Origin of the sequence: Vibrio sp. OPT20 (assembly GCF_963889365.1) — a bacterium.
In the GTDB taxonomy this organism is placed as follows: Bacteria; Pseudomonadota; Gammaproteobacteria; order Enterobacterales; family Vibrionaceae; genus Vibrio; species Vibrio splendidus.
Genome location: NZ_CAWPOA010000052.1, coordinates 412,482 through 436,209, shown reverse-complemented (window position 1 = coordinate 436,209; position 23,728 = coordinate 412,482). Strand labels below are relative to the sequence as shown.

Annotated in this window: 18 protein-coding genes and 1 pseudogene; 12 read left to right on the top strand and 7 right to left on the bottom strand. The window is 44.3% G+C overall.

Annotation, left to right across the window (positions count from 1 at the left end; all coding sequences use genetic code 11):
• Positions 1-93: 93 nt before the first annotated feature.
• Positions 94-973 (bottom strand): annotated as a pseudogene (locus tag AACR09_RS12070) (lipase family alpha/beta hydrolase); the annotation flags it as partial.
• Between the two features lie 648 nt (positions 974-1,621).
• Between AACR09_RS12070 and AACR09_RS12065 the strand changes: the two are divergent.
• Genes AACR09_RS12065 through AACR09_RS12055 form a run of 3 tightly spaced genes read left to right on the top strand, consistent with a single transcriptional unit; the run spans position 1,622 to position 4,978 of the window.
• On the top strand, positions 1,622-3,718 hold the full coding sequence (locus AACR09_RS12065; protein ID WP_193835038.1) for a protein-disulfide reductase DsbD family protein: 2,097 nt from the start codon (positions 1,622-1,624) through the stop codon (positions 3,716-3,718).
• Positions 3,715-4,242, top strand: a complete 528-nt coding sequence (locus tag AACR09_RS12060; RefSeq protein WP_104215828.1) for a protein disulfide oxidoreductase — start codon at positions 3,715-3,717, stop codon at positions 4,240-4,242. The genes AACR09_RS12065 and AACR09_RS12060 overlap by 4 nt, the downstream gene beginning before the upstream one ends.
• 10 nt (positions 4,243-4,252) lie before the next feature.
• Complete coding sequence (locus tag AACR09_RS12055) at positions 4,253-4,978, top strand: DsbA family protein (protein ID WP_193835037.1); 726 nt, start codon at positions 4,253-4,255, stop codon at positions 4,976-4,978.
• Positions 4,979-5,737: 759 nt separating this feature from the next.
• Here the strand turns inward: AACR09_RS12055 and AACR09_RS12050 are convergent.
• On the bottom strand, positions 5,738-7,000 hold the full coding sequence (locus AACR09_RS12050; RefSeq protein ID WP_193835036.1) for a metal-dependent hydrolase family protein: 1,263 nt from the start codon (positions 6,998-7,000) through the stop codon (positions 5,738-5,740).
• A 405-nt stretch (positions 7,001-7,405) separates the two neighbouring features.
• Between AACR09_RS12050 and AACR09_RS12045 the strand changes: the two genes are divergently transcribed.
• Positions 7,406-8,776: a CAP domain-containing protein gene (locus AACR09_RS12045; protein WP_193835035.1), complete on the top strand. Its 1,371-nt coding sequence runs from the start codon at positions 7,406-7,408 to the stop codon at positions 8,774-8,776.
• 286 nt (positions 8,777-9,062) lie between these two features.
• Positions 9,063-9,551, top strand: a complete 489-nt coding sequence (locus AACR09_RS12040; protein WP_102462605.1) for a hypothetical protein — start codon at positions 9,063-9,065, stop codon at positions 9,549-9,551.
• Between the two features lie 117 nt (positions 9,552-9,668).
• Here AACR09_RS12040 and AACR09_RS12035 read toward each other — a convergent pair whose 3' ends face one another.
• Both AACR09_RS12035 and AACR09_RS12030 read right to left on the bottom strand, forming a co-directional pair.
• On the bottom strand, positions 9,669-11,417 hold the full coding sequence (locus tag AACR09_RS12035) for an amidohydrolase (protein ID WP_193835034.1): 1,749 nt from the start codon (positions 11,415-11,417) through the stop codon (positions 9,669-9,671).
• Positions 11,418-11,542: 125 nt separating this feature from the next.
• On the bottom strand, positions 11,543-11,719 hold the full coding sequence (locus AACR09_RS12030) for a hypothetical protein (RefSeq protein ID WP_181359645.1): 177 nt from the start codon (positions 11,717-11,719) through the stop codon (positions 11,543-11,545).
• A 154-nt stretch (positions 11,720-11,873) separates the two neighbouring features.
• Here AACR09_RS12030 and AACR09_RS12025 point away from each other — a divergent pair, with 154 nt between their 5' ends.
• On the top strand, positions 11,874-12,734 hold the full coding sequence (locus tag AACR09_RS12025; protein WP_108185782.1) for a helix-turn-helix transcriptional regulator: 861 nt from the start codon (positions 11,874-11,876) through the stop codon (positions 12,732-12,734).
• A 150-nt stretch (positions 12,735-12,884) separates the two neighbouring features.
• Positions 12,885-13,415, top strand: coding sequence for a lipocalin family protein (locus tag AACR09_RS12020; protein ID WP_193835033.1), 531 nt, complete (start codon positions 12,885-12,887; stop codon positions 13,413-13,415).
• A 125-nt stretch (positions 13,416-13,540) separates the two neighbouring features.
• On the opposite strand, the gene AACR09_RS12015 is transcribed toward AACR09_RS12020, so the two are convergent.
• Together AACR09_RS12015 and AACR09_RS12010 are read right to left on the bottom strand one after the other, a co-directional pair.
• The gene (locus AACR09_RS12015; protein WP_193835032.1) at positions 13,541-13,915 is read right to left on the bottom strand and encodes a hypothetical protein; all 375 of its coding nucleotides are present in this window, start codon (positions 13,913-13,915) and stop codon (positions 13,541-13,543) included.
• A gap of 94 nt (positions 13,916-14,009) precedes the next feature.
• A complete protein-coding gene (locus tag AACR09_RS12010; RefSeq protein ID WP_102456890.1) occupies positions 14,010-14,315 on the bottom strand; it encodes a monooxygenase in 306 nt (101 codons plus the stop codon).
• Between the two features lie 156 nt (positions 14,316-14,471).
• Here AACR09_RS12010 and AACR09_RS12005 point away from each other — a divergent pair, with 156 nt between their 5' ends.
• Positions 14,472-15,383 carry a LysR family transcriptional regulator gene (locus AACR09_RS12005; protein ID WP_193835031.1) on the top strand — a complete coding sequence of 304 codons (912 nt, stop codon included), beginning with the start codon at positions 14,472-14,474 and terminating at the stop codon, positions 15,381-15,383.
• A 43-nt stretch (positions 15,384-15,426) separates the two neighbouring features.
• Here AACR09_RS12005 and AACR09_RS12000 read toward each other — a convergent pair whose 3' ends face one another.
• Positions 15,427-16,041: a TetR/AcrR family transcriptional regulator gene (locus AACR09_RS12000; protein WP_004736309.1), complete on the bottom strand. Its 615-nt coding sequence runs from the start codon at positions 16,039-16,041 to the stop codon at positions 15,427-15,429.
• A 236-nt stretch (positions 16,042-16,277) separates the two neighbouring features.
• Here AACR09_RS12000 and AACR09_RS11995 point away from each other — a divergent pair, with 236 nt between their 5' ends.
• The 4 genes from AACR09_RS11995 to AACR09_RS11980 form a co-directional block, all read left to right on the top strand.
• Positions 16,278-17,393 carry an efflux RND transporter periplasmic adaptor subunit gene (locus AACR09_RS11995; RefSeq protein WP_193835030.1) on the top strand — a complete coding sequence of 372 codons (1,116 nt, stop codon included), beginning with the start codon at positions 16,278-16,280 and terminating at the stop codon, positions 17,391-17,393.
• 8 nt (positions 17,394-17,401) lie between these two features.
• On the top strand, positions 17,402-20,500 hold the full coding sequence (locus AACR09_RS11990; RefSeq protein ID WP_193835029.1) for an efflux RND transporter permease subunit: 3,099 nt from the start codon (positions 17,402-17,404) through the stop codon (positions 20,498-20,500).
• 744 nt (positions 20,501-21,244) lie between these two features.
• The gene (cyoA, locus tag AACR09_RS11985) at positions 21,245-22,141 is read left to right on the top strand and encodes a ubiquinol oxidase subunit II (RefSeq protein WP_171732206.1); all 897 of its coding nucleotides are present in this window, start codon (positions 21,245-21,247) and stop codon (positions 22,139-22,141) included.
• 5 nt (positions 22,142-22,146) lie between these two features.
• Positions 22,147-23,728, top strand: a 1,582-nt coding sequence (locus AACR09_RS11980; protein ID WP_228010510.1) for a cbb3-type cytochrome c oxidase subunit I, incomplete at its 3' end; no start/stop codon positions are given.

Sequence of the window (23,728 nt, the reverse complement as noted above, 5' to 3'; positions counted from 1 at the left end):
AATAAAGATTGGCGTGTTGGCTTGCAGTGCAAATACCGCCAATGTTCATACCATTCACGCCAACTGGTTTGCCGGGTTATGTATAGGGAGGGGTTATTGCTCTGCTGCTAGCCAAAAGCTCGACAGGTCTTCAAACAGATCATCATTATCTAAAATACTGAGATGGTTTTCGTTGTAACCACGAATTTGGTCGGCATTCAATTGAGCGGGGCGTGACAACTGGCTTGATAAATTGATGACGCCATCGTTACTGTTGGTATTAAATAGATCGCCAGAGTTATAACCAAAGGCTAAAAAGTAGGGGATGTGAATCTTACTGTTATCAATAAATAAGTCAGCGATAAATTTCCCGTCTGGGTTTAAGTCAACCCATGCAGGCATTACTACGGGTGAGTACTCAACCCCTTGTTTAGCTGACTCGACACCACCAAACGGCGAAGAGATGGTGGTTACGCTGCTTACAAAATCGCATAGCTGCCCATACGGCACTGGCGAATACTGTTAGTCACGACTAAGCCACCCATGCTGTGGGCAACAACATGCAGTTGCTGGTTCTTATATTCACTCACAACTGTATGTAACAGATTGTTCAAGCCTTTCGAATTCAAAGATAGAGATAAACCAGAAGGGTAGTGAACACCCATATTTGATATTTAGATTGGTCGATTTTTTCAATGAGAGGGGCGAAATCTAAAGCCGTTGAATTGATTCCATGTACGAATAGGATTGGGATTTTATTTGGGTCATATTCAGATAGAAAATAGAGCCCAGCATTATCTTCAAGTAAGAAGGTCAGCGGCTGCCACATGCTAAGCTTTGCATTTCTTTTCTCAAAGGGAGAATCTGTTAAATTCACCACGGTGCCTATATCGACGAGGCCTAACTCTATTTTCAATAGTGAGGACAATGGCCGATCAACAAACGCTCTTGGGGCATCACTCTCATTAACGGCGAGTGATACTTCGATTGTTGATGTGCTTTAGAGAATGTCTTTCCGATACTGATTGTTGGTATACGATTCTTGCCATTCTCAATCGCTTTGATTCATGAAAATTATCGGCCATACGAAAAAAATTGAACTTTATTATTTTAGTTAAGTCGTATTGCTACGTTTACCATCACAAGACATCTGCAGTTTAGATATGATCTCAAGTCGAAACACACATCAGTTAACTCGTAGCGCACTATTATTAGTGGGTTGGGTTATCTGTTTCTGTCTCGCCAGTAATATGAGTTTTATCCAAGGCTGCAAAGTAAATTATGACAACAGTGATTCTGCTATTTCTACTGCCGTGCAGGCAAATAAGATTAGCGATGGTGGCGTTTTTATTGATGGGGCATCTCAATCCCAAGACGGCCAATCCGTCCAAAAATGTGAGTTATCAGAACACCTGATAAATTTTGATCACCACCAAGTCAATGATCAAGCTATATTCACGTACTTCATACTCGTTGTCGTCGTATTGTGGCTGCTAAGTACTGTCCCGTATTTCCCTCCCTTCACTGAGCCAATCCTCCACAAAGGTAGGCGCATCCATCTCAAGGTCTGTGTCTTTAAAGAATGAGAATAAGAGCGTTTAACTAACACTCATATTATTCATTTTTTAAGGAAAAATTAGACATGCCTAAAAGCAAAATGTCATTGCGCTTTGTTGTGCTTTGGCTATTCGTTGCGCTGTGTTCAACATTCACTGTGAACGCAAGTGCGAGCGAATCGATGACTCCTGTTACAACGGGTTGGATGCAAGACAAGTTACATCCGTATGTAGAAACGCGTTTTGTCATGACAGGACAAATTAATAAAGAAGATAAAACCGCGGCGGGTTATCTGGAAGTGAACCTTTCTGATGAATGGAAAACTTACTGGAGAAGTCCTGGCGAAGGAGGCATTGCGCCCAAAATTAAATGGGCCGACTCTAAGAACGTTTCGCAACTGCAATGGTTTTGGAAGTTTCCTCAACGCTTCAACTTGCTCGGCATAGATACGCTGGGCTACAAGCACAACATCATCTTTCCGATGAATCTTCATATTGATGATATGAACAAACCTGTTGAGCTCCATGCCGTGCTGACGATGTCTTCATGCACCACCATATGTATTCTCACGGATTTTGACATCAACTTGGTGTTTAACCCAAGTGAGATGACCGTGAATAACGACGCGATGCTTGTCTACGCAAAAGCAATGAGCGAAGTGCCGAAAGACTCACCGCTTGTAGAGGGCACATCTACGATTTGGGATGCTCACAAGTCGCAACTTCAAGTTATTGCTACACATCAAATTGGTTGGACTGCACCCGATATAATCGTGGATGGTGATTCAGATGAAATGCAAGATGCTGAATTTGGTATTCCTCACATTGAAATTGAAGGTAACCAAGCCATTGCGACTTACGACGTAAGCAGCTGGATGGGCACACCCGATCTCAACAACCAGCACATTCGTGTCAGCATCAAAGACAAAGACTTCATCACAGAATACCCAGCCACTGTTACTAACGGCATTGTGGGCAATAGCTCCATGATAAGTATGGTGCTTTTGGCGCTATTAGGAGGGTTGATTCTCAATATCATGCCCTGTGTATTCCCTGTACTTGGAATGAAACTGAGTGGGGTTATTTCTGCTCAAGGCATGGCAAGAAAACAGGTTAGGTTCCAATTCCTTGCATCTGCGAGTGGCATCCTCGCATCCTTCTGGTTAATCGCCACTTTCTTGGCTGTGTTAAAAATATCAGGCAGCGTTATCGGTTGGGGAATTCAGTTCCAAAACGGTTGGTTTATCGGTGGGATGTTTATCGTCACAGCCCTTTTCAGCGCCAACATGTTAGGGCTTTTCGAGATCCGTCTTTCATCGAATACAAATACGTGGATGGCAACCAAAGGAGACAGTAGTTACGTCGGACACTTTACACAAGGCATGTTCGCAACGCTATTGGCTACGCCATGTTCTGCTCCATTTCTTGGGACAGCCGTTGCATTTGCTCTTGCCACGACTATCCCGACGATGTTTGGTATTTTCACAGCACTTGCCGTTGGTATGGCACTTCCATGGATCATCGTTGCTGCATTCCCATCGATAGCTTTGGCGCTGCCTAAACCTGGGGCATGGATGAACCGTGTTAAATACCTGTTCGGCGGAATGATGCTAATCACTAGCGTCTGGCTCTTTAGCTTGCTTCGACCTCATGTCCCTCAATTGTGGCTATACGCAATACTGGCGGTCAGTGTTTGCCTATTGCTTGTCAGGTTGGTTCAAGTGCATGGAATCAAGACTGCGGGTGCTGTTGGCTTGTTGCTGTTGAGTGTTATCTCTGCCTCGTTATTTGTCGAGAAGGCAACATCCAAAATGCTGCCACCAGAACCTGAGTGGGAAGCTTTGTCGACCGTAGTCATTGATGATCATGTTGCTAATGACAAAGTAGTTTTCGTTGATGTTACCGCTGATTGGTGTGTGACTTGTAAAGCAAACAAGATCGGGGTTCTCTTACAAGATCCTGTTTACAGCGTATTGACTGAAGGTGATGTAGTGCCGATGGAGGGGGATTGGACTGTACCGAGTGATAGCGTCACGTCATACCTACAAGATCACAACCGGTTCGGTGTTCCGTTCAATGTGGTTTATGGCCCTAACGCTCCGGAAGGTATTGAGCTTCCTGTCATCTTAACCAGTGATGCGGTGATGGAAGCCATTGAGAAGGCAAGAGGTGATGACGAATGATGAGAAAAAAAGCTAAGGCAAAACCTCAGACCAAAAAGCAGAAATTGAGATCGGCATTACTGTATATCTTGTTCGCATTGGTCGTGGTCTTTGGTGTTGATTATTGGCGTACAAAAGACGTTCCAATGCAGAACGTTCCGCCAATGGTCGGAGTGTCGTTATCCGGTAAACCGATAGATGTAATAGAGATGAGTAAGGAAGAGCCGGTATTAGTTTATTTTTGGACGACATGGTGCGTCGCCTGCAAATTTGTGACGCCAGTGGTTGATTGGTTTTCATCAAGCTATCCCGTCGTTGGTGTATCACTGACTTCGGGTAAAGATGAAAGAGTTCAACGCTATATGAATGCTAAAGGGTATAGCTACGACAACATTAATGACACTCAAGGTAAAATTGCACGCGATTGGGGAATCTCCTTAACGCCAACACTCATTGTTATTAATGATGGAAAAGTAACAAGTGTTACTTCAGGAATTACTACGCCAATAGGTATCGCAGCCCGACTTTGGTTAGCTAAGTATTAATGGGAAAAATATGAAATTCATTACAAAAAGCATCATCACACTATTGGTTACACTGGCTTTCTCTCCCGTCACTTTCGCAATGACAAAACAAGAAAAGATTGCCGAGATAACGCAAATGTTAGAAACGAATGGAGGTATTATCGATTCGGTTCACGACAGTCTGGCTGCTTACATAGATCAACAAAGTAGCTTTGATAAAACGTTAGCTGAGAGTCATGACTTTATTTATAACAACCCACATCACCCTTGGTATGGTTCCGAACATCCAAAACTGACGATCGTAAATATGACTGATTTTAGTTGCCCGTGGTGCAAAAAATTAGATCCTGTTCTTCGAAAAATAGCGGATGAGTTCCCTAATGACATCAAGGTGATAAATATTTATATCCCTCTAAAGGAGAGAGATTCGCCACTGAACTCAGCAACTTTTGGACTCAATGTCTGGAACAATGACAAAGAAAAATACAAAGCAGTTGAAGAGATGTTGATCAGTAAGCCTGGCATTCACAACGTTCGTTCGATAATGAAAGTAGCGAAGAAGAACAAAGCCACCGATTACGTTTCTTCAGACAGTAAAATAACGACTGAAGTTGCTGAAAACTATGACTTGTTCACAAAGCTGGGTGTTCGAGGTACACCAGCGATGCTCATTGATGGAACATTGCTCCCCGGTTATCTGCCGTACGAAAAACTATATCAAATAGTAAAGGCTAAGCTAGAAGAGAAAAGTAAATAGAATAATTTACAATATTTTCATTGTTTTTTATTGATGGATAAAAAGAAGCCCTATTTATTAGGGCTTTTTCTTATTTGTTTATTAACTTATAAAAGTAGTTTACAAATTAGTAAACAATGTATAACGCAGCTAGGCCAAATATTCCTAGAAAACTAAGAACACCACATGTTGAGTACAGCAACAGTCTCATTATTAATTCCTGATTACAAAAAGTTATTAATTGTATTTTTACTTATCCAAATTATTTAATGTGCAACTTAAGGGGGAGGGGTTACCAAAGTTGCATTTGAATAGTGCCTCCAGGTAAATGGTTATTTAACATTTAGTTAGAGCTGTCTATGCTAAAATAATTCCATTTATTCTGTATTTTTTACGAAATAATTATAGATTTTTTATGTTTGATTTTTACAGGTTGATATTCCATTTGTGGTTTTTAGGTGGGTGTCATTTGGGTGGGTAATACGTAAATGTAAATTAATTAATAGAGTGGAAACCAATTCATAGAATGAAAGTTAATTCATAGATTGAGAATTAACTCGAAAAACGGAAGCTAACTCGTAGTATGGAAGTTAATGTCTATATTTCACTGCACGAATTGGATATATAACATTTTCAATTGAAGGCGAGATAAGCTTTAGGCGATCCAAAAAAAGCAAACAACCAAGTTAGCCATCTAGGTTATTTGCTTTAGATTTGTTGTTTTGTTGTTTTGTTGTTTTGTTGTTTTGTTGTTTGGCGCAGGAAGAGCGCTTTTCGAGGTTAAAGCGTGTTTTTGTACACCTTGCCGTCTTTCATGATCAGTTTTTGTGTCTCTGTGTTCGCCACACAAGCAACACTTTCCAGTGGGTTACCATCGATGATCAATAGGTCGGCATACGCGCCTTCAACGATCTGACCTAACTTGCCTTCTTGGTATGGGTGTTGATAAGTCGACATCTCGAACAAGCGTCCACAGTTTGATGTCGCCATGCGAAGTGCGGTGATGGTATCGAATACTTGCTCAATCGCACCAAGTTCATTCAATTGTGTTGCGTGAACATTGGTTTCACCCACACAGTCAGTGCCAAAAGCAATGTTCTGAATGTCGTATTTCTTAATCAGTTCTGCTGACTTGAACATCGCTTTGCCTACGCGTTCTGTCTTGCGGTATGTCTCTTCATTTGGCAGCGGGATCTTACGCTCTGCAATCAATGAAGAGGTACAGTAAGAAGGAATCACCCAAATGCCTTTCTCTTTAATGATTTCTGCAATGTCGTCGTCCATGATGGTCGCGTGTTCGAAAGACATCACGCCCGCTTCAGCGGCTCGGCGCATTGCATCAGAGGTGTGGATGTGCGCAGCGACATAAGTGCCGTAATCGGAAGCGGCATCAACCGCCGCTTTCATCTCTTCAGATGTGAATTGCAACGTATCTAGCGGATCAAACGTTGAAGATGCGCCACCACCCGCCATGATCTTGATTTGAGAAGCGCCCATAAACAGCTGTTCACGTACTGCTTTTAAGACTTCTGAACGACCATCTGCCACTTTCATTGCGCCAAGCTTCATCATAGGTGAATCTTCATGGCCGTTTGCTAAACGCTCTTGTGCTTGGTTTTGACGGTAATCAGAGTGACCACAGGTTTGCGAGATAGCCGCCATTGAAGGAAGAATACGTGGGCCAGTCGCATAGCCGTTGTCGATACTGTTTTTAAGGCCAAGCGTATTACCCGCCACGTCGCGAATGGTAGTAAAACCGCGCATCAACATCTCTTCTGAAATCTTCGCTGAGCGAATCGCCACTTCTTCACGTGTCATCGTATCAATGACATTAAAAGAGGCAGATAGCGTGATATGAACGTGCGCATCAATCAGGCCTGGCATGACTGTGCCGGCTTGAGCATCAATGATTTCATCCGCTAACGTTGCATCAACCTCGCCAATTTGAGTAATCAAGTTGTCTTCAATAAGAAGTGATACGTTCTCGATTAGGTTGTTATCAACACCGTTAAATACGTTCGCGTTAGTGATTAGCTTTTTCATAGTCTGCACCTTTTGGAAATGAGTGTGTGTCGCTGATGGGGTCATCATATGGGGCGCAGCATTTGAAGAATGGCCATTTGATGACAAGCAATGACGAGACTTATCTTTTGGTGCTTTTCTATATTTCTAAGTTTTTCCTATTCGAACGTTAAGGTGTATTTCAAATCGTCGTCACCTTGTGTTGAGAGTCAATTTACCGAACTGTAACTGGCTCTTAAACGGAAGGCCTAAGGAAAATACTGAATGAGTTCATCTACTTATAGGTCGAACGTTAAATTGACAATATCTTATAAAATGTTAAATCGGTGTCAGTATTTAGGGGCTCTGACATTGGTCTGAAATTTAAGTTCGTTCTATGAGGCAACATCCTTACATCAAGAAAAATATATGGTTAAGGATTAACTCATGAAAAAACAAAATATCTCGGCAGTCGCCCTTTTAGCACTGATTATTACAGGTTGTGGTGGAGAGAGTTCATCAGGAGGTGACAGCACAACGTCTAACAACACTAATGTTCCAAGTAATCCAAGTAATCCAAGTAATCCAAGTAATCCAAGTAATTCAAGTAATTCCGGCTCATCATCTACCTCTCAGCAGCCTGACATTAAAGCTCTTAGCAACAATATGATTTTTGCGATCGAAGGTTTTATCGAAGAAACGGATCCAATCAGAAATTTTTCATCTATTGCCGTCAAAAATGAGCTGCCTGCGTTCAAGGATGGAGATACTCAGAAGGTTGATGTGACTATCGCTGTACCAACAATCGTTATCGATAATGGCAGCAACTTTGTTAACGATTGGCACTGTTACGAAACCACAGGATTAAGCGCGCAAAGGAAGAATCATCAGTTACTTGTGGACGGTACTATTTCTGAATATCGATACGATATGCAAAGTAACTCTTGTTCTAGTGAGCATTTGGGATCGTATGTGTTTAACGATGCGGTGTTCGACAGTTCGTTGGAATTTAAAACCGTTGGCAGCGTAGTTTCCAAAGATGGGAGCGGGATAGAGTCTAATTTACCTACTTACGATTTTATCGCTCAAGCTTATGGAGAGCAGTCAAAAGAGCGGTTTGGTGATTCTTGGGAATTATTACAGCGCGACAAAATTAATGCAGCAGCTAAGGAGGTTGGGGCCTCGATCTTTGAGTTGAACACTTCATCTGGAAAGATCGATTTGGATCTAGGTCAGCTTAATAGCGACACTCTCATCGATTTCGCTTCACTAGATACAAATCAATTATTGAATGGTGCGATTTGGGGGATGCCCGGTCAAGGCGTTGCTGATGAAAAATGGTGTCGAATTGTGAATATTCCAGAAGATCTAAGTCAGAACAGTATCAAGTACCAATCTGTTATCTCGACAAATTGTGCGAGGTCGACACAACGTTATTGTGATGCATTTGGTTCATCGTTTTCGAGTGGTAACTACCCACCAGCAGCTCCTATCGCTTGGGACAATAACACGGCGAGTAATGCCCAGTTGAACTCAGATGAGCAGTACCGAAGAGATGCTCAAGGTCACTTTGTTGTGAACAGTTCTGGTCAGAATGCGTTTGTCCTCTCATCCAATTCTGTTGTGATTCCTATTTTCGGTTACACCAGTCCGCGAAGTGATGGTCAAGTTAACAATGCCGGTCTCAATAGTTGGGTTGGTCACGAAGGCCACTGCCAAAACGTGATGAATAGCCGACACACAAAGATGGGGATTGGATACAAAGCCAGTAAGTCAGATGCATCGAAGATGTCTTATTGGACGCAAGATTTCAATTAACACACTCATTGCTTAAATAAGGGTCATCCATTTAGCGTCTCTATTCTTTCTTTAGTTGGTAGTGGCAGGTTACTTGGTAGCAGCAGATCATCGATAGTGCCATTTTACTTTACAGTGATACGTGGGCGACCAGGATTATTAAAGGTGGAGGCGCGAGGACACTATGACGATTCATTAATGTCGTGAATGATTTTGAGTGGTGTCATGAAATGGTAAGTTTTGCTTCGATTCGAACGCTAAGATGTATTTCAAATCAAGGCGACTTATCAAATTAGAGAGAGACAGAATGACTAAATCAGACAAAGTTTACGGATTCAACACACCACAACGTCTATTCGTAGGTTACACGTTAGCCGTGCTGGTGGACTTAGTAGTGCTTAACTTTTTCGATGAGTACTGGGACTTCGTCAACATTGAATCTTTCACTATTTCTTTGATAGCGGCGTTGCTGCTGCAGTTATTGTTGAAGCTCTCTATTGGCTTAGAACACAAGGTAGCGGATTACTTCAAACAGAAATCTGGAACGGCACCTAAGGTGTATCGAGCACTGTCGACATACATTATTCTTGTTGGCTCAAAATTCGTCATGCTAGAAGCGATAAACCTTATGTTCGGTGACAAGGTGAGCTTCACAGGCCCTTGGGGCGGTGTAGTTGCGTTCTTCGCTGTGGTATTTACAATTTTGGTTGCTGAAGTGATTGTATCGAAGATCTACTTTGCTCTGGATGAAAAGCAAGAATCAAATGTGAACGCGCTTAAAGACACCAACGCGTAACAGAACTAAAATACATATGTGAATAAAAGACGAGCCAGCTGAATAAGTTGGCTCGTTTTCGTTTTCGTTTTCATTTTCGTTTGAGTTGCGATAACCAATTCGACGTGCTTGTTGGTTCTATTTTTCGTAAACCACATCTCCTCGCAACACCGTCATCAACACCTGAGTCTTGGCTATTTGTCTTGCCGATATGGTCGTGATGTCTCGGTCGAGAATGGCGAAGTCCGCCGATTTGCCTACCTCAATAGATCCAGTGATGTCGTCGATGCCCAAGCTAGAAGCGGCATTAATCGTGTAAGCGTCGATAGCCGTGTAGATATCAGTTAGGCCCGTTTTACCCATGATTAGGCTATTCGCGATGCCGACTAAAGGATTGATGTCGTGTACGTTCCAGTCACTGCTTAAGGTGATATTGGCATCAGTCTTAAGTATCGCGTCTAAGTTCATCATGGCTTTGGCACGGCGAGCACCAAGGAAAGCTTCGGCCCATTGGTGTTGATGCCTTGCAACGTAATCAGAGCCGACTTGGAAATCTGCGGTTACGTCTAATTGGCGAAAGCGTGGCACATCTTCATCATTGATTAATTCGACATGGGTTAGGGTGTAGGGTTTGGTTGAGCCTTGTTTACGCACGCTTTCGATTGCATCAAGCGATTCACGAACCGCACCATCACCAATGGCATGAATGTGGGCGCTAAACCCTATTTTTTCGAGCGCAGTTAGCCACTCTTTCATTTGTTCCGGCGGAATATAGTTCAAGCCATTAGGAGACTGGGGTAGATAAGTATCTAAGTAGGGTGCGAGCGTTTTGGCGGTGCCATTGATAAAGATGCCATCGCTGTACATTTTCACCTGATCGACGAGCAACAGACGGCTTTTATCGTCGGAATACATCTTCTCAAAGACTTCTAATTGAGAAGGTATTGCCATCGATGGGTATACCCAAGGGCGCAGCGAGACACGCGCCGTTAAGTCTTTATTTTGCTCGGCCTCTAGCCAAACGTCATACCAACCTCGTTTCCAATACATTCGGCCGTCACCTATGGTGGTAATGCCGTGTGTAGCTGCTTCCTCAAGCCCGAACATTAACCCTTGGTAGCTTTGCTCAAAGAGTTCGCTTTGGCTGTTCCAAGCCATCTCCATCACTTGATCGCCAGCATTGTCTAATAAGATGCCATTGAGTTTGCCGCTGTCTTGGTCTTTTAAATAAGCGCCACCTTGTGGATCTGGCGATTGCTGGCTGATTCGGGCGATTTTCAGAGCCTTTGAGTTGACCCACATTGAGTGTGAAGTCTGCTCCATGATCACCACAGGGCGATCTGGAAAAATACTGTCGATGATCTCTAGTGGGGTGTAGTCAGAGTCACTATCGAGCGTCGCTTCCAAAGAAAAACCATAACCCATCAGCCAACCTCGACCATCGGTTTCGGCGTTGATTTTACAGGCTTCTAAGTAAGGGATTTGCTCTTCTAATGTGGCTTCAGAGTCCAGTTCACAATTGCCACCCAACTCTGAGGCGGCTTCAAACACATGGTTATGGTTGTCAATGAACCCCGGAAGGACAAAGGCATTGTCTAGGTCAATGACATCAGTGCTTTGCCCTTGAAAAGTTTGTGCCTGCGATTGGTTACCGATGAAGATGATCTTGCCTTTGTGGGTAACGATCGAGTCCGACTCACGATGCCCGTATATATCTGCATTGGTAAATATCTGGTCTGCACTTTGGCTTTGAACTGCTGTTTGCGCTTGGACTGCTGTTTGTGTTTGAACAATAGTGTTGGCTTTCGCAAGAACGGGCGCTACGGCGGTAAAGCTTGCGAGTAATGCTATCCATGCAGTGCGTGGCAGAGTGAGCTTTTTGTTCATTATTATGTCTTCCATGTTCCACTGTTTAGTAAGTATAGAAAGCGAGTGGCAAGTGTGAAACTCTACATGAATGACAAATAAAAGCCGCGATTAATCAATAAATTGTGTCTTGAACAAATCTTCAATCACGACTCTTGTTTTAGGCTTTCACGCAGATCTTTCTTATATTCGTCATAAGAGTTATAGCCATAGAATTTCCAGGTGTGGTCACCTTTAATATTGTGACTGTAGGTGATCTCGCCGATCCACTGTTGACGTGTGGCAAGAATCATATCGCGAATTTTTAATAATAAAGTGTCCATAGTTGCTCTCCTGATTAAGTTCACTTGCAGTATATTTATCGGAGACGAAGAGAAGAGTACCGTCAGTGCAATGTTCAATACTTTTCAGTCAATGTGCTGATTCGGGTGGTTTGTTACGTATACTTTCAATATTAAAATGTCATTGAGTATCGTAATGAAAGGTTACTTGGAAAAAGTGCCACAACGAGTTGGCATGTCTTGGCGCTATAAGAAAATTGTCGAGAACAGTAAAAGCTATGGTTGGCATCGGCACGAAGAGTATGAGATAGCGATCCATCGTCACTTTACTGGTCATGGTTTTATTGGGCATCACCAAAGCGATGTGTTCCATAATCATATGATTTTGGTTGGGCCGGACTTGCCTCATGCTATTTATTCGGACGACAGTACGGATGACCAACGAGTATGTGAAACGCACGTGGTTTGGTTTCGTAAAGATTGGATAGAGCCGTTGATAGACAGTTGTCGAGAGCTCGAACCGTTGCGTGCATTGCTGGAAGATTCAAAGAAAGGCCTGCAGTTTTCGTCCGCTACCGCAGAGAAGGCAACGGAATTGTTAGATAGGGTGATGGAGAAACCACCACACCAACAGTTACTCACCTTATTCTCATTGTTTTCGGTATTACTTGATGACCAAGAGGTGGTGCAGTTGATTAACCCGATCTTTAAGGCCGGTGAAGGTGATGAGATCAGCGATAAGTTAGATAAGGTCGAAGCGTTCTTAATGAATCACTTTATTCAAGACATCTCGATTAACGATTTAGCCAGTCATCTATACATCAGTGAGAGTAGTGTTAGGCGCTTGTTTCAAAAACATTATAAAGAGAGCTTCAGTCAACGGCTTAAAAAGATCAGGTTGAATGTCGCGTGCGACTTGCTGATTAATACGTCATTGCCTGTCAGTTTGATTTTGGAGAAAGTGGGATACGATAACCAAGCCAACTTCAATCGTCAGTTTAAATCCTATAAACAGGTGACACCGACTCAATATCGAATAGCAATGAAACGCCATTGATTCATTCGCAGACTAAACGATTCACATAAGATTCTGAATAAATTACAGTTAAGTGAACTATAAAAATGGATTTAACGTATTACCAAGGATGTAAGTTTATGTTTTCAAGAGACTTACTCGCATTACTAATAAAAACAAGTCGAGGTTAGGATGAAAAAAATATTATTGCTGCTTAGCGTGATCTTATTGGGTGGTTGTGTCGGCATGCCTGAAACAGTAAAGCCCGTTCAACAGTTCGAGTTGGATAGATACTTAGGGAAATGGTACGAAGTGGCTCGTTTGGATCACTCGTTTGAGCGTGGCTTAGATAACATCAGTGCTGAGTACAGCCTTCGTGATGATGGCGGCGTGAAGGTGATTAACCGTGGCTATTCGGCTGAAGATGGCGAATGGAACGAAGCGGAAGGCAAAGCGTATTTTGTCGAAGGCAGCGAACAAGGCTATTTGAAAGTGTCTTTCTTTGGCCCTTTCTACGGCGCTTATGTGGTGTTTGAATTGGATAAAGAGGGATACCAATATGCGTTTATTTCTGGCCCAGACACCGATTACTTATGGCTGCTTTCAAGAACACCTGAGGTTGCACCAGAGGTCATGGAGAAATTCAAAGCGATGTCAAAAGAGCGCGGTTTCAATACTGACGAGTTGATTTTTGTGGAGCATGACAATAAGCCGAGTTCTTGATAACAGTTCTAATGCTTAGCTCTTGAGAACAGTTACATTTGATTGAAGAAAGGCACCGATGAGCAATTCAACGGTGCCTTTTTTGGTTTGGCTTTGTTCTTTGTGTTTGCTAGCTCGTTAAGTAACTAACGTTGTCGACGAACTTGCAAAACACTGAGTACCGATAGTGAAATGAAGAACACAGGGTCGCTCCAGCCAAAGCCAACAAAGATTCCTGTAAACGCTGCATACAGTGTGATGATGGCGCCAAGCATATTCGTAACCACCAAACCTTGGATGAGATTTTTAGCTGATACGCCGGGTTCAATGTTTCTAAGCAACCAGCTTATCGCTGCGATACCACCCAAAAAGATACTGGTGTGTTGAGAGAGAAAGTAAGCGTACTTATCATTAATTTCCACGCCATACATGGGCCACATTACCGTTGGCATAAAAAACAGTGCGATGGCAAACCCTGCGTAAATAATGCCGTGTAGGCTAAGAAAAGTTTTGTTATTCATTACGTATCTCTCTATTTATGACTTAGCGACTTAGCGACTTAGCGACTTAGCTATTCAATATCTTTGTTGTCATTCAGCGAATGAACAAGTTTGATTAACCGTTGATTGGGCCTTTATTAATGGTAGTTAATGGCTGATTGACGTCAAAAATCACACCACGTACTTCGTCGACACCCATCTGTTTAAGGCGAGCAGCGTGCATCGCCAGATAGGTTTCAGCACTCAGCTGATCTTCAAATAAGTAGACGCCGCCCCCCAGCTTTTCTGCTTCGTTCTCTGTCCAGATTTTCCAGATCATGCCCGGTTCGTTGTTAATAGACTTTGCTAGGTCAACGAGTGCGTTTGACATCTCTTCACCAAATGGGCCGCTAAATTCAAAATCGACTTGTAATAATTTCATGGTTATTTCTCCAAACAGTTACTTGGTATTGCGCTGAGACTCATGGTCATTTCGCAAAACATAGGAGGCTTGATTGCCTGTTGAAATAGATATTACCTGTAAAAAACAGACAGAAAAGTTCATAATATAGTTATTAACTGTCAGGATTTTAGACCGATGAGATTGAAAACCACCCTCGACCAATGGCAAACGCTTTACGAAATTGACCGTGCAGGCAGCATTCAGGCTGCGGCACTACAATTGAACAAGAGTCACACCACGCTGATCTATGCGCTGAGAAAATTGGAGGACCAATTAGGCGTGACTTTAGTGCAGGTTGAAGGTCGTAGGGCGGTCTTGTCGGAGGATGGGAAATCACTGTTGCGCCGTGCGAGCAGTATGTTGGAACAAGCTCGCGAGCTAGAGTTGATCAGTGAACAGCTAGCGAAAGGTGTTGAGTCTGAAATTGTGGTTGCTGTTGATCACTTGTGCTGCCTTGAACGTCTTTATCAACCGATGGCTGCATTTTTGACGGAGAACAACACCACATCGATACAAGTGATAGAAACGTCTCTGTCTAAAACAACGGAAATGGTGACTCAAGAACTGGCTGATGTGGCTATCATCAACTTGCCTATTACTAATTACTCAGCCGAAGCCTTTGGTTTTACGATGATGGAGCCTGTCGTTGCTAGCTCACATCCGTTAGCAAGTGCCGTTTCAGTGTCGTTGAATCAACTGTCGTCTTTGCCACAAATTGTGGTGAGGGATTTAGGTACACGATCTAATCAAGGCACTAAAAGCCAAGGCAACAAACAGGATGTGGGCTGGTTGAAGTCGAGTCAGCGCATTACGGTGGATAATTTCGACCATGCCTTTGGCGCGGTGGAGCAGGGAGTTGGGTATTGTCGACTACCAAAGCACATTGTGGAAAGTCGAGGAAGTGACAAGCTAATGGTGTTGAATGTCGAAAATGGCAGTGGGTATCACGTTCCGCTGCACCTGACTTTACCAAAAGGAGCCAAGACAGGCCCTGCTGCTAAACGTTTCTATGAGTTACTTCTTGAGTCAGCTTCTAATACGATCTAACGGCGACATGAACCTTGAACGATTAACTAGGGGCCTCGAAAGATTAACGAGGCTGATTGCCGTTTAAGAACAGCGCGACACATTCGCGAGTGTAGTGAAGTCTTTCTTCTTCAGATTCTCCGCTATCGTGCCCGAAGAATCCCCAATACGCTGACTTACCATGGAACATAAGCAGCAGTTGTCTGGCTGCAATGACTGGTGAGCTTGATGTCGACAGTGTGAGATCACCAGAGTCTATTTTCGACTGCAAATAATCAGCAAGTAACTTGGTGGTTTTCTGAGGCCCAGTTTCTAAATAGATAGAGGCGATCTCTGGATGCGTATTCGCTTGGCTAATGGCATTTTGAAAGGTTTGTCTAGATTGCTCATCAAGTAATAAATCCTGAAACTTCACACCAAATTTCACTAACTCATCACCCACCGCAGCATCCATATCAAAGGCAGCAGGACTGAGTTCTCGCTCCGCACACTTGGTTTGCATGCAGGTTTCGAAAAGTTCGTCTTTGTTTTTAAAGTGAGAGTAGACCGTTTGCTTGGAAACGTTCGCTGCTTTGGCTATCTGATCCATATTGATCTTGAAGCCATGTTCAGAGAAAAGTTGGCTGGCTGCGGTTAAGATCTGCGATCTCTTCTGTTCACTCTTGATGATTTTAGTCACGTGCTTGCTTCTCGTTACTTAGTATTGTCTCGTTACCTAGTTTGTCTCATTGCTTGGCGCCTGTTGGTGCTCAGTTCTATGTGTCTCGTTTTACGCTAAGCATTATGCTTTTTGTGATGGTTTTATCAATCATTAACGATGAAACTTATTTTTAACACAATCAAACTAGACAGTCTAGTTTGATTTGGTTAGTCTAAAAAAAGAACATAATTGAGTACCGCATAGGAACAGTACGTATGTATAAATTGATGAAGGGAAGCGCAGTGGCAGTGGCGTTGTCGGCTTTTCTTGTTGGATGTGGCGAAAAGGAACAAGCCCAAGAGTCGGTTGATTCAACCGCTGAAACGGCATCGAGCGTCCAAACCATTTTAACGGTGGAAACGATGGCCTTGGCGCTGTCTTCCTCTTATGCAGTACAACGCGAATATGTCGGTGTGGTTAAGGCGGGTCAACAGGCCAATTTAGGTTTTGAGTTGGCCGGAAAAGTAAACGAGATTCTGGTGGATGTCGGTGACACAGTCACAACGGGTCAGCAGTTGATCAGACTGGATACCCAACTTTTGGAAACCGAGTCTAGCCAACTGAAAGCGCAGGCTGAAGAAGTCAAAGCTCAATTGAGTTTGGTGGCTGCGAACCTTAAACGTCAACGTTCATTGAAAGCGAAAGGCTTCAGTGCCGAAGCTGAGATTGATTCGTTAACCAGTGAGCAACGCGTGTTACAGGCGAACTTACTGCGTATTGATGCCTCGGTAAAAGGCAATCAATTGAAGCTGGTGAAATCGACAGTTCGTGCGCCATATTCAGGGACCATCGCAACCCGTTTTGTCTCGCTTGGAGATGTAGTGAATGTAGGGAACCCAACTCTTACACTGCTTGCCTCTGAAGGGAAAGAAGCCTTTATCGGTATTCCTGCCCATCAAATGAAAAAGGTTACTTCACTTTCCGCCCCAAGTATTCGCGTCGGGCGAGATGAATTCGCTGTGAGCCTGTTGAATCCGGGCGCAATGGTCGACACACAGTCTCGCAGTGTCGGTTTGCGTTACTTGTTTCCTGAACAATCGTCGGTGTTAGAAGGGCAACTTGCCTATTTGAAATTTGATGAGCAGATTGATGACCAAGGCTACTGGGTGCCATTAACGGGTTTGATTGATGGATTGCGCGGTGTGTGGAACATCTTTGTGATTGGTGAAGACAACAAGGTCGAACGTCGAAGCGTTCAGGTGTTGTTTGCCAACAATCAACAAGCGTACGTAAGTGGGGCGATTGAAGACGGTGAACAAGTGATTGCCAGTGGCTTACATCGTTTAGTTCCAGGACAAACCGTGAAGCCAGCTAGCGTTACTGCTGAATAGGAAATAGCATGAAAATCATAGAGACTATTTCCAACACTCGACTGCTTATCTTAATGACCGCACTGCTGATGGTGAGTGGTATTTCTGCGTTCATGACGTTGCCGCGTGCAGAAGATCCAGTAATCATCAATCGTTACGCGAACATTACTACCAGTTTCCCCGGCGCCAGTGCCGAGCGTGTTGAAACCTTGGTAACAGAAGTTATCGAGAACAACCTGCGTGAGCTGAGTGAAGTTAAACTCGTGAGCTCAACCTCAAGGCCGGGCGTGTCTATTGTCACCTTAGAATTGAATGACACCATCACCGAGCCTGAGCCAGTTTGGTCTCAAGCTCGCGACAAGCTATCTGACATCGAATCCATTTTGCCTGCGGGCTCTCATTCTCCCGATCTCGATAGCGACCATACCTATGCTTTCACAACCATCGCATCTCTAACCTGGTCTGGTGCAGGCGAGCCTGACAGGTTAACGCTGGGTCGTTATGCCAAAGAACTCGCTAAGCGACTAAGAACTTTGTCGGGTACTGAATTCGTTGATGAATACGGGATGCCACAAGAAGAGATTCAAATCAGTTTACGTACCGCAGATGCAGCCGCGCTTGGTCGTTCAAGTGCCAATATCGCAGAATCTTTGGAAGGAGCAGATGCGAAAAACTCTGTCGGTGAATTGGTCAGTGCTTATTCTCGCTTTGGCTTAGAGATTAAGTCTGAGCTTGATTCCATTGAACGTATTAAACAGGTGCCAATAGCCACCGACAGCAAAGGTCACATCATCCGTATGGAAGACATTGCTTCGGTGAAACGTGGTGAGAAAACCCCACAAGACCAGATTGCTATTATTGATGGTGAGCCAGGTGTGATTGTCGCGGCAAGAATGCATCCTGATCTGCGAGTTGATAATTGGACGTCGCGAGCTGATGCTCTGATTGGTAAATTTGAGCAAGAGTTACCAAGTAACGTTAAGGTGACAGTGCTGTTTAATCAGCAAGGTTATACCGAGACTCGCTTAGACGATTTAGGCAAAAGCTTGATGATCGGATTTGGTCTGATCTTGATTGTGTTGTTTGTCACTTTAGGCGTGCGTGCCGCGATCTTAGTCGCCATTTCTCTACCGTTAACCTCATTATTGACCTTGTCGATCATGAAAATGACCGGTGTACCGATTAACCAAATGTCGGTGACAGGCCTAATTGTGGCGCTCGGGATCATGGTTGATAACGCGGTGGTGATGGTCGATACCATTCAAGCTTATCGCTTGAAAGGGCAACAGCGCGCTGAAGCGACCATGAATGCGTTGAAGCATTTATGGGTGCCGTTATTAGGCTCAACCTTAACTACCGTGTTGGCGTTTGCCCCAATTATCTTGATGCCGGGTGCATCAGGTGAGTTCGTGGGGGGAATTGCGATTACCGTTTCTTTCTCATTGATCGGCTCTTACATTATCTCGCACACCTTAATCGCAGGTTTAGCGACCAAGCTACTGCCGAAACAACTCAGTGATGTCGACAAGAAAGGGCAGCACCATTGGTACATGACAGGCTTAAGAATTCCTGCTTTGACGCGCTGGTTCTCATCTTCTGTTCGCTTTGGTGTCACGCATCCAATCATCACGATTGCTTTGGTGTTATTGGTACCGTTTACCGGTTACTGGAGTATGTCTCAGCTGACAGAGCAATTCTTCCCGCCATCAGACCGAGACATGTTTGAGATTCAGGTTTACATGCCTCCGCAAGCGAGCATTTACGCCACCAAAAACACCTCTGAAAAAATCGACGATATCATTCATCGTTACCCTGAAGTGGAGCGTATCGATTGGCTCGTGGGTGCAAACTTCCCATCCTTCTATTACAACCTGCAAGCAAGGCAAAATAACGCGCCGTACTTCTCGCAAGCCATGGTGAAAACAGAGAACTTTGACCAAGCCAATGCGCTAATTCCACAACTGCAAAAGGTGCTAGATAACGAGGTGCCGGAAGCACAAATCTTGGTACGTAAGCTTAACCAAGGGCCTCCATTTACCGCGCCCGTTGAACTGCGTGTCTATGGTGAAAACCTCGATACGTTGAAAGCGATTGGTGAGGATGTGCGATTGATTTTGGCGGGTGTTCCTCATGTGACGCACACAAGGGAAACACTGCAACCGGGTACACCTAAGGTGTGGTTGAAGGTTGATGAAGATACCGCAAAGCTGAATGGTATTTCATTGAACCAGTTCGCAGGTATGCTGCAAACTACGCTGACAGGTCGTGAAAGTGGCTCTGTGATTGAAGGCAGTGAGTCGGTACCAATCCGTGTTCGTGTGGCAGATGAGGCGCGTGAAAACTTGGCTCACTTAAGCAATATTCGTTTGCCTATCAGTTCGGATGTTTATTCCACGGGGATTAATGTTTCGACTCTGGCCGAATTGGAATTGACGACCAGTCGTGGCGCGATTACTCGTCGTAACGGGCAACGTGTGAATACCATTGAGGGCTACATTGAAGCGGGTGTCTTGCCTCAAACGGTTCTCAATGAATTCCAAAAACGCCTAGAAAGCTATCAGATGCCATCGGGTTACACGATTGGTTTTGGTGGTGAATCCGCGGAGCGAGACAATTCAGTCAACAGCCTGATCTCGAATGTCGCCGTTGTGGTGGTATTGATGGTGTTGGTGGTGGTGATGTCGTTCAACTCGTTCCGAATGAGTAGCATCATCTTCATGGTAGCAGGATTGGCTGGTGGACTAGGGCTGTTGTCGGTATGGATCTTCGGTTATCCGTTTGGCTTTACGGTGATCATCGCCATGCTCGGCATTGCGGGCTTAGCGATTAACGCTGCCATTGTCATTCTGACCGAATTGAAGCTAGACAAGGAGGCTTCCTCTGGGAATGTTGATGCAGTCGTTGATGCTGTTATGTCGTGTACTCGACATATCAGTTCAACCACAATCACAACCGTTGGGGGCTTTATGCCGTTGATTATTGCTGGAGGTGGTTTCTGGCCTCCGTTTGCGGTCGCCATTGTGGGCGGTACCGTATTAACCACGCTTATTTCATTCTACTTTGTGCCTGTGGTTTATCACTTGATGACTCGAAATCAGCGAAAAACCATCGCAACTCAAGCTGTATAACTGTTTTTCGATTTAACGTCTCTTCAATTTAACTGCTCTTCAATTTAGCTACTCTTTAATTGCCCATAATCGAGCCGTATCTGGCTCGATTATGGTGTTGTTATTCTCGATAAATTCACCCCAATTCCTATCATTTTGTTGGTCTTTTCACCGCTATTACACTCTCAACTAGTCAAATTATCCTTTCAATTCGTCACATTAGTGCATCGATGAATGCTTGATTATCTTGTTGGTGAATGAGTGGGTGTTTTGAATAATCTAACCAGTGAATACCTTGTAAATGGTATGCGAATTCACAATTTTGACGGGCGTCACACTTCTATTTATTCGCTCTTTCTAATGTACCTTGAACTTGCCCTGAGCTTTGGTGGTGAGCGAGTGTTTATCTACTTTTTCTAAATCCCTTGTCAGTACTGGCTCTATCTGTGTAGCACGCAATTGATGTGTGTCTTAATCGCTTACTACTTCTTAGTTTTCGTCTTCATAAATGGAAGGTTAGTTTCCAAGTTTGTTTGGTGAGCTTTCAATTTCAACTCTTCATAATGCGCCAAATGTAACAATGTATTTCAAAGTGTAACAATTAAGTCATGTTTTCTGTGTGGTTTTAACCCAGCAGTAACGAACCTTATTGCATTGCTTTTTGAGATGCGTCGTTTCACATGCTCAACACATAAATATTCTAATGACCATGACAACCAGTACTCGGGCGTTCGTTCTGAGGCTGGATAACCATCGAGAAAGTTAATGGAAGCTTCAAGATATAAACGCATTTTATCGAGGACAAATTTGTCGAAGATTGGTTTGCTGGGAACCGTTCTGATGCTCGAAGGATGTAACTCCGCATTGCTCGACCCAAAAGGTAGCGTTGGCGTTCAGGAAAAAGAGCTGATTATCACGGCTCTGTTGCTGATGTTGATTGTCGTCATCCCAGTGATCTTGATGACCATCTACTTTGCTTACCGATACCGCGAGAGCAATACCACGGAAGAGTATGCACCTGACTGGGCGCACTCAACCAAAATTGAAATAGTGGTATGGACGATTCCAATCATCATCATCGCGATTCTAGCCACCATCACTTGGCGAACAACACACGAATTAGAGCCATCAAAGCCTCTGGTGAGTGACGTTAAGCCTATGGTGATCGAAGTGGTCTCTCTGGACTGGAAGTGGCTGTTCATCTATCCGGAGCAAAACATTGCGACGGTTAACTATGTTGCGTTCCCGAAAGATGTACCGGTGACGTTTAAGCTAACTTCAGACAACATCATGAACGCATTCTTTATCCCGCGTCTTGGTTCGCAGATCTACGCGATGCCGGGAATGGTGACCAAGCTGAATTTGATTGCAAACCACGAAGGTGACTTCAAAGGCTTTGCATCGAACTACAGTGGGAAAGGGTTCTCTCAGATGAAATTCACCGCATCGGCCATGCCTGATCAAGTGGCGTTTTTAAACTGGGTGGAGAAAGTGAAAGCAAGTCCTGATCGTATTGAAGATTGGGAGCAGTTCCGTTCATTGGCCGCGCCAAGTGTGGCTGAACCTGTGACGCTGTTTTCTAGTATCCCACCATTTTTATTCACTGATGTCGTGACCCAGCACCCTGGTTCAATGAACTGTCTGCCGGAAACCCAAGGATAATCGTCATGTTTGGAAGATTAACTCTAGACTCAATTCCCTACCACGAACCCATTATTTTGATCACCTTAACCATGATCGCTTTAGTGGGTAGTTTAGTGGTGTATGCGGTAACAAAAGCCGGTAAGTGGCAATACCTATGGAATGAATGGTTTACGTCTGTAGACCACAAAAAACTAGGCTTCATGTACATTGCGGTCGCGATGGTGATGTTAGTTCGTGGCTTTGCCGATGCGGTCATGATGCGCAGTCAGCAATTGCTTTCTGCAGCTGGTGAGACTGGCTATTTACCGCCACATCACTACGACCAGATCTTTACGGCTCACGGCGTGATCATGATTTTCTTCGTAGCGATGCCTCTGGTTATCGGCTTGATGAACATCATCGTGCCGCTGCAAATTGGCGCTCGTGATGTTGCATTCCCTTATCTGAATAACTTGAGCTTCTGGCTGTTTGTGGTGGGTATTATCCTAACCAACATGTCGCTTGGCTTGGGTGAGTTTGGCCGTACGGGTTGGTTGGCGTATCCGCCGTTGTCTGGCATTGAGGCGAGCCCGGGAGTCGGGGTCGATTATTGGATATGGGCACTGCAAATATCCGGTGTGGGTACCACGTTAACGGGTGTGAACTTCTTCGCGACTATTTTGCGCATGCGTACTCCATCTATGCCAATGATGAAGATGCCAGTGTTCACTTGGGCATCTCTGTGTGCCAACATCCTGATCATCATCTCTTTCCCAATCCTAACGGTCACCATCGCGTTACTGACTTTGGATAGATACATCGGCACGCACTTCTTCACCAATGACCTTGGTGGCAACGTGATGATGTATGTGAACTTGATTTGGGCATGGGGACACCCTGAGGTGTACATCCTAATCTTGCCTATCTTCGGTGTGTTCTCTGAAGTGACTGCAACCTTCTCTCGCAAAAAACTGTTTGGTTATACCTCACTGGTATGGGCGACGGTGGCTATCACTATTTTAGCGTTTGTGGTTTGGCTGCATCACTTCTTCACCATGGGTTCTGGCGCCAATGTGAATGCCTTCTTCGGCATCGCGACCATGATTATCTCTATCCCAACCGGGGTTAAGATCTTCAACTGGCTATTCACCATGTACAAAGGTCGTATCCGCTTTACCACACCAATGATGTGGACGGTCGGTTTCCTAATCACCTTTACTGTAGGTGGTATGACGGGCGTATTGATGGCGGTTCCGGGTGCGGATTTCATCCTGCATAACTCGGTATTCCTGATTGCGCATTTCCACAACGTGATCATCGGCGGCGTTGTCTTCGGTTGTTTTGCAGCGATTGGTTACTGGTTCCCGAAAGCGACCGGCTTCACTCTGAACGAGCTTTGGGGCAAACGCGCATTCTACTGCTGGATCATCGGTTTCTTGATGGCGTTCTTGCCGCTTTACGCTCTTGGTTTTATGGGCATGACGCGTCGTTTGAGCCAAGACATTAACCCTGAGTTTTTCCCTCTACTGGCGGTTGCGGCTGCAGGTACGGGCGTGATTGCGATGGGTGTTGTTTGTCAGTTCGTTCAGATTTACGTGAGTGTTCGTGACCGCGACCAAAACCGAG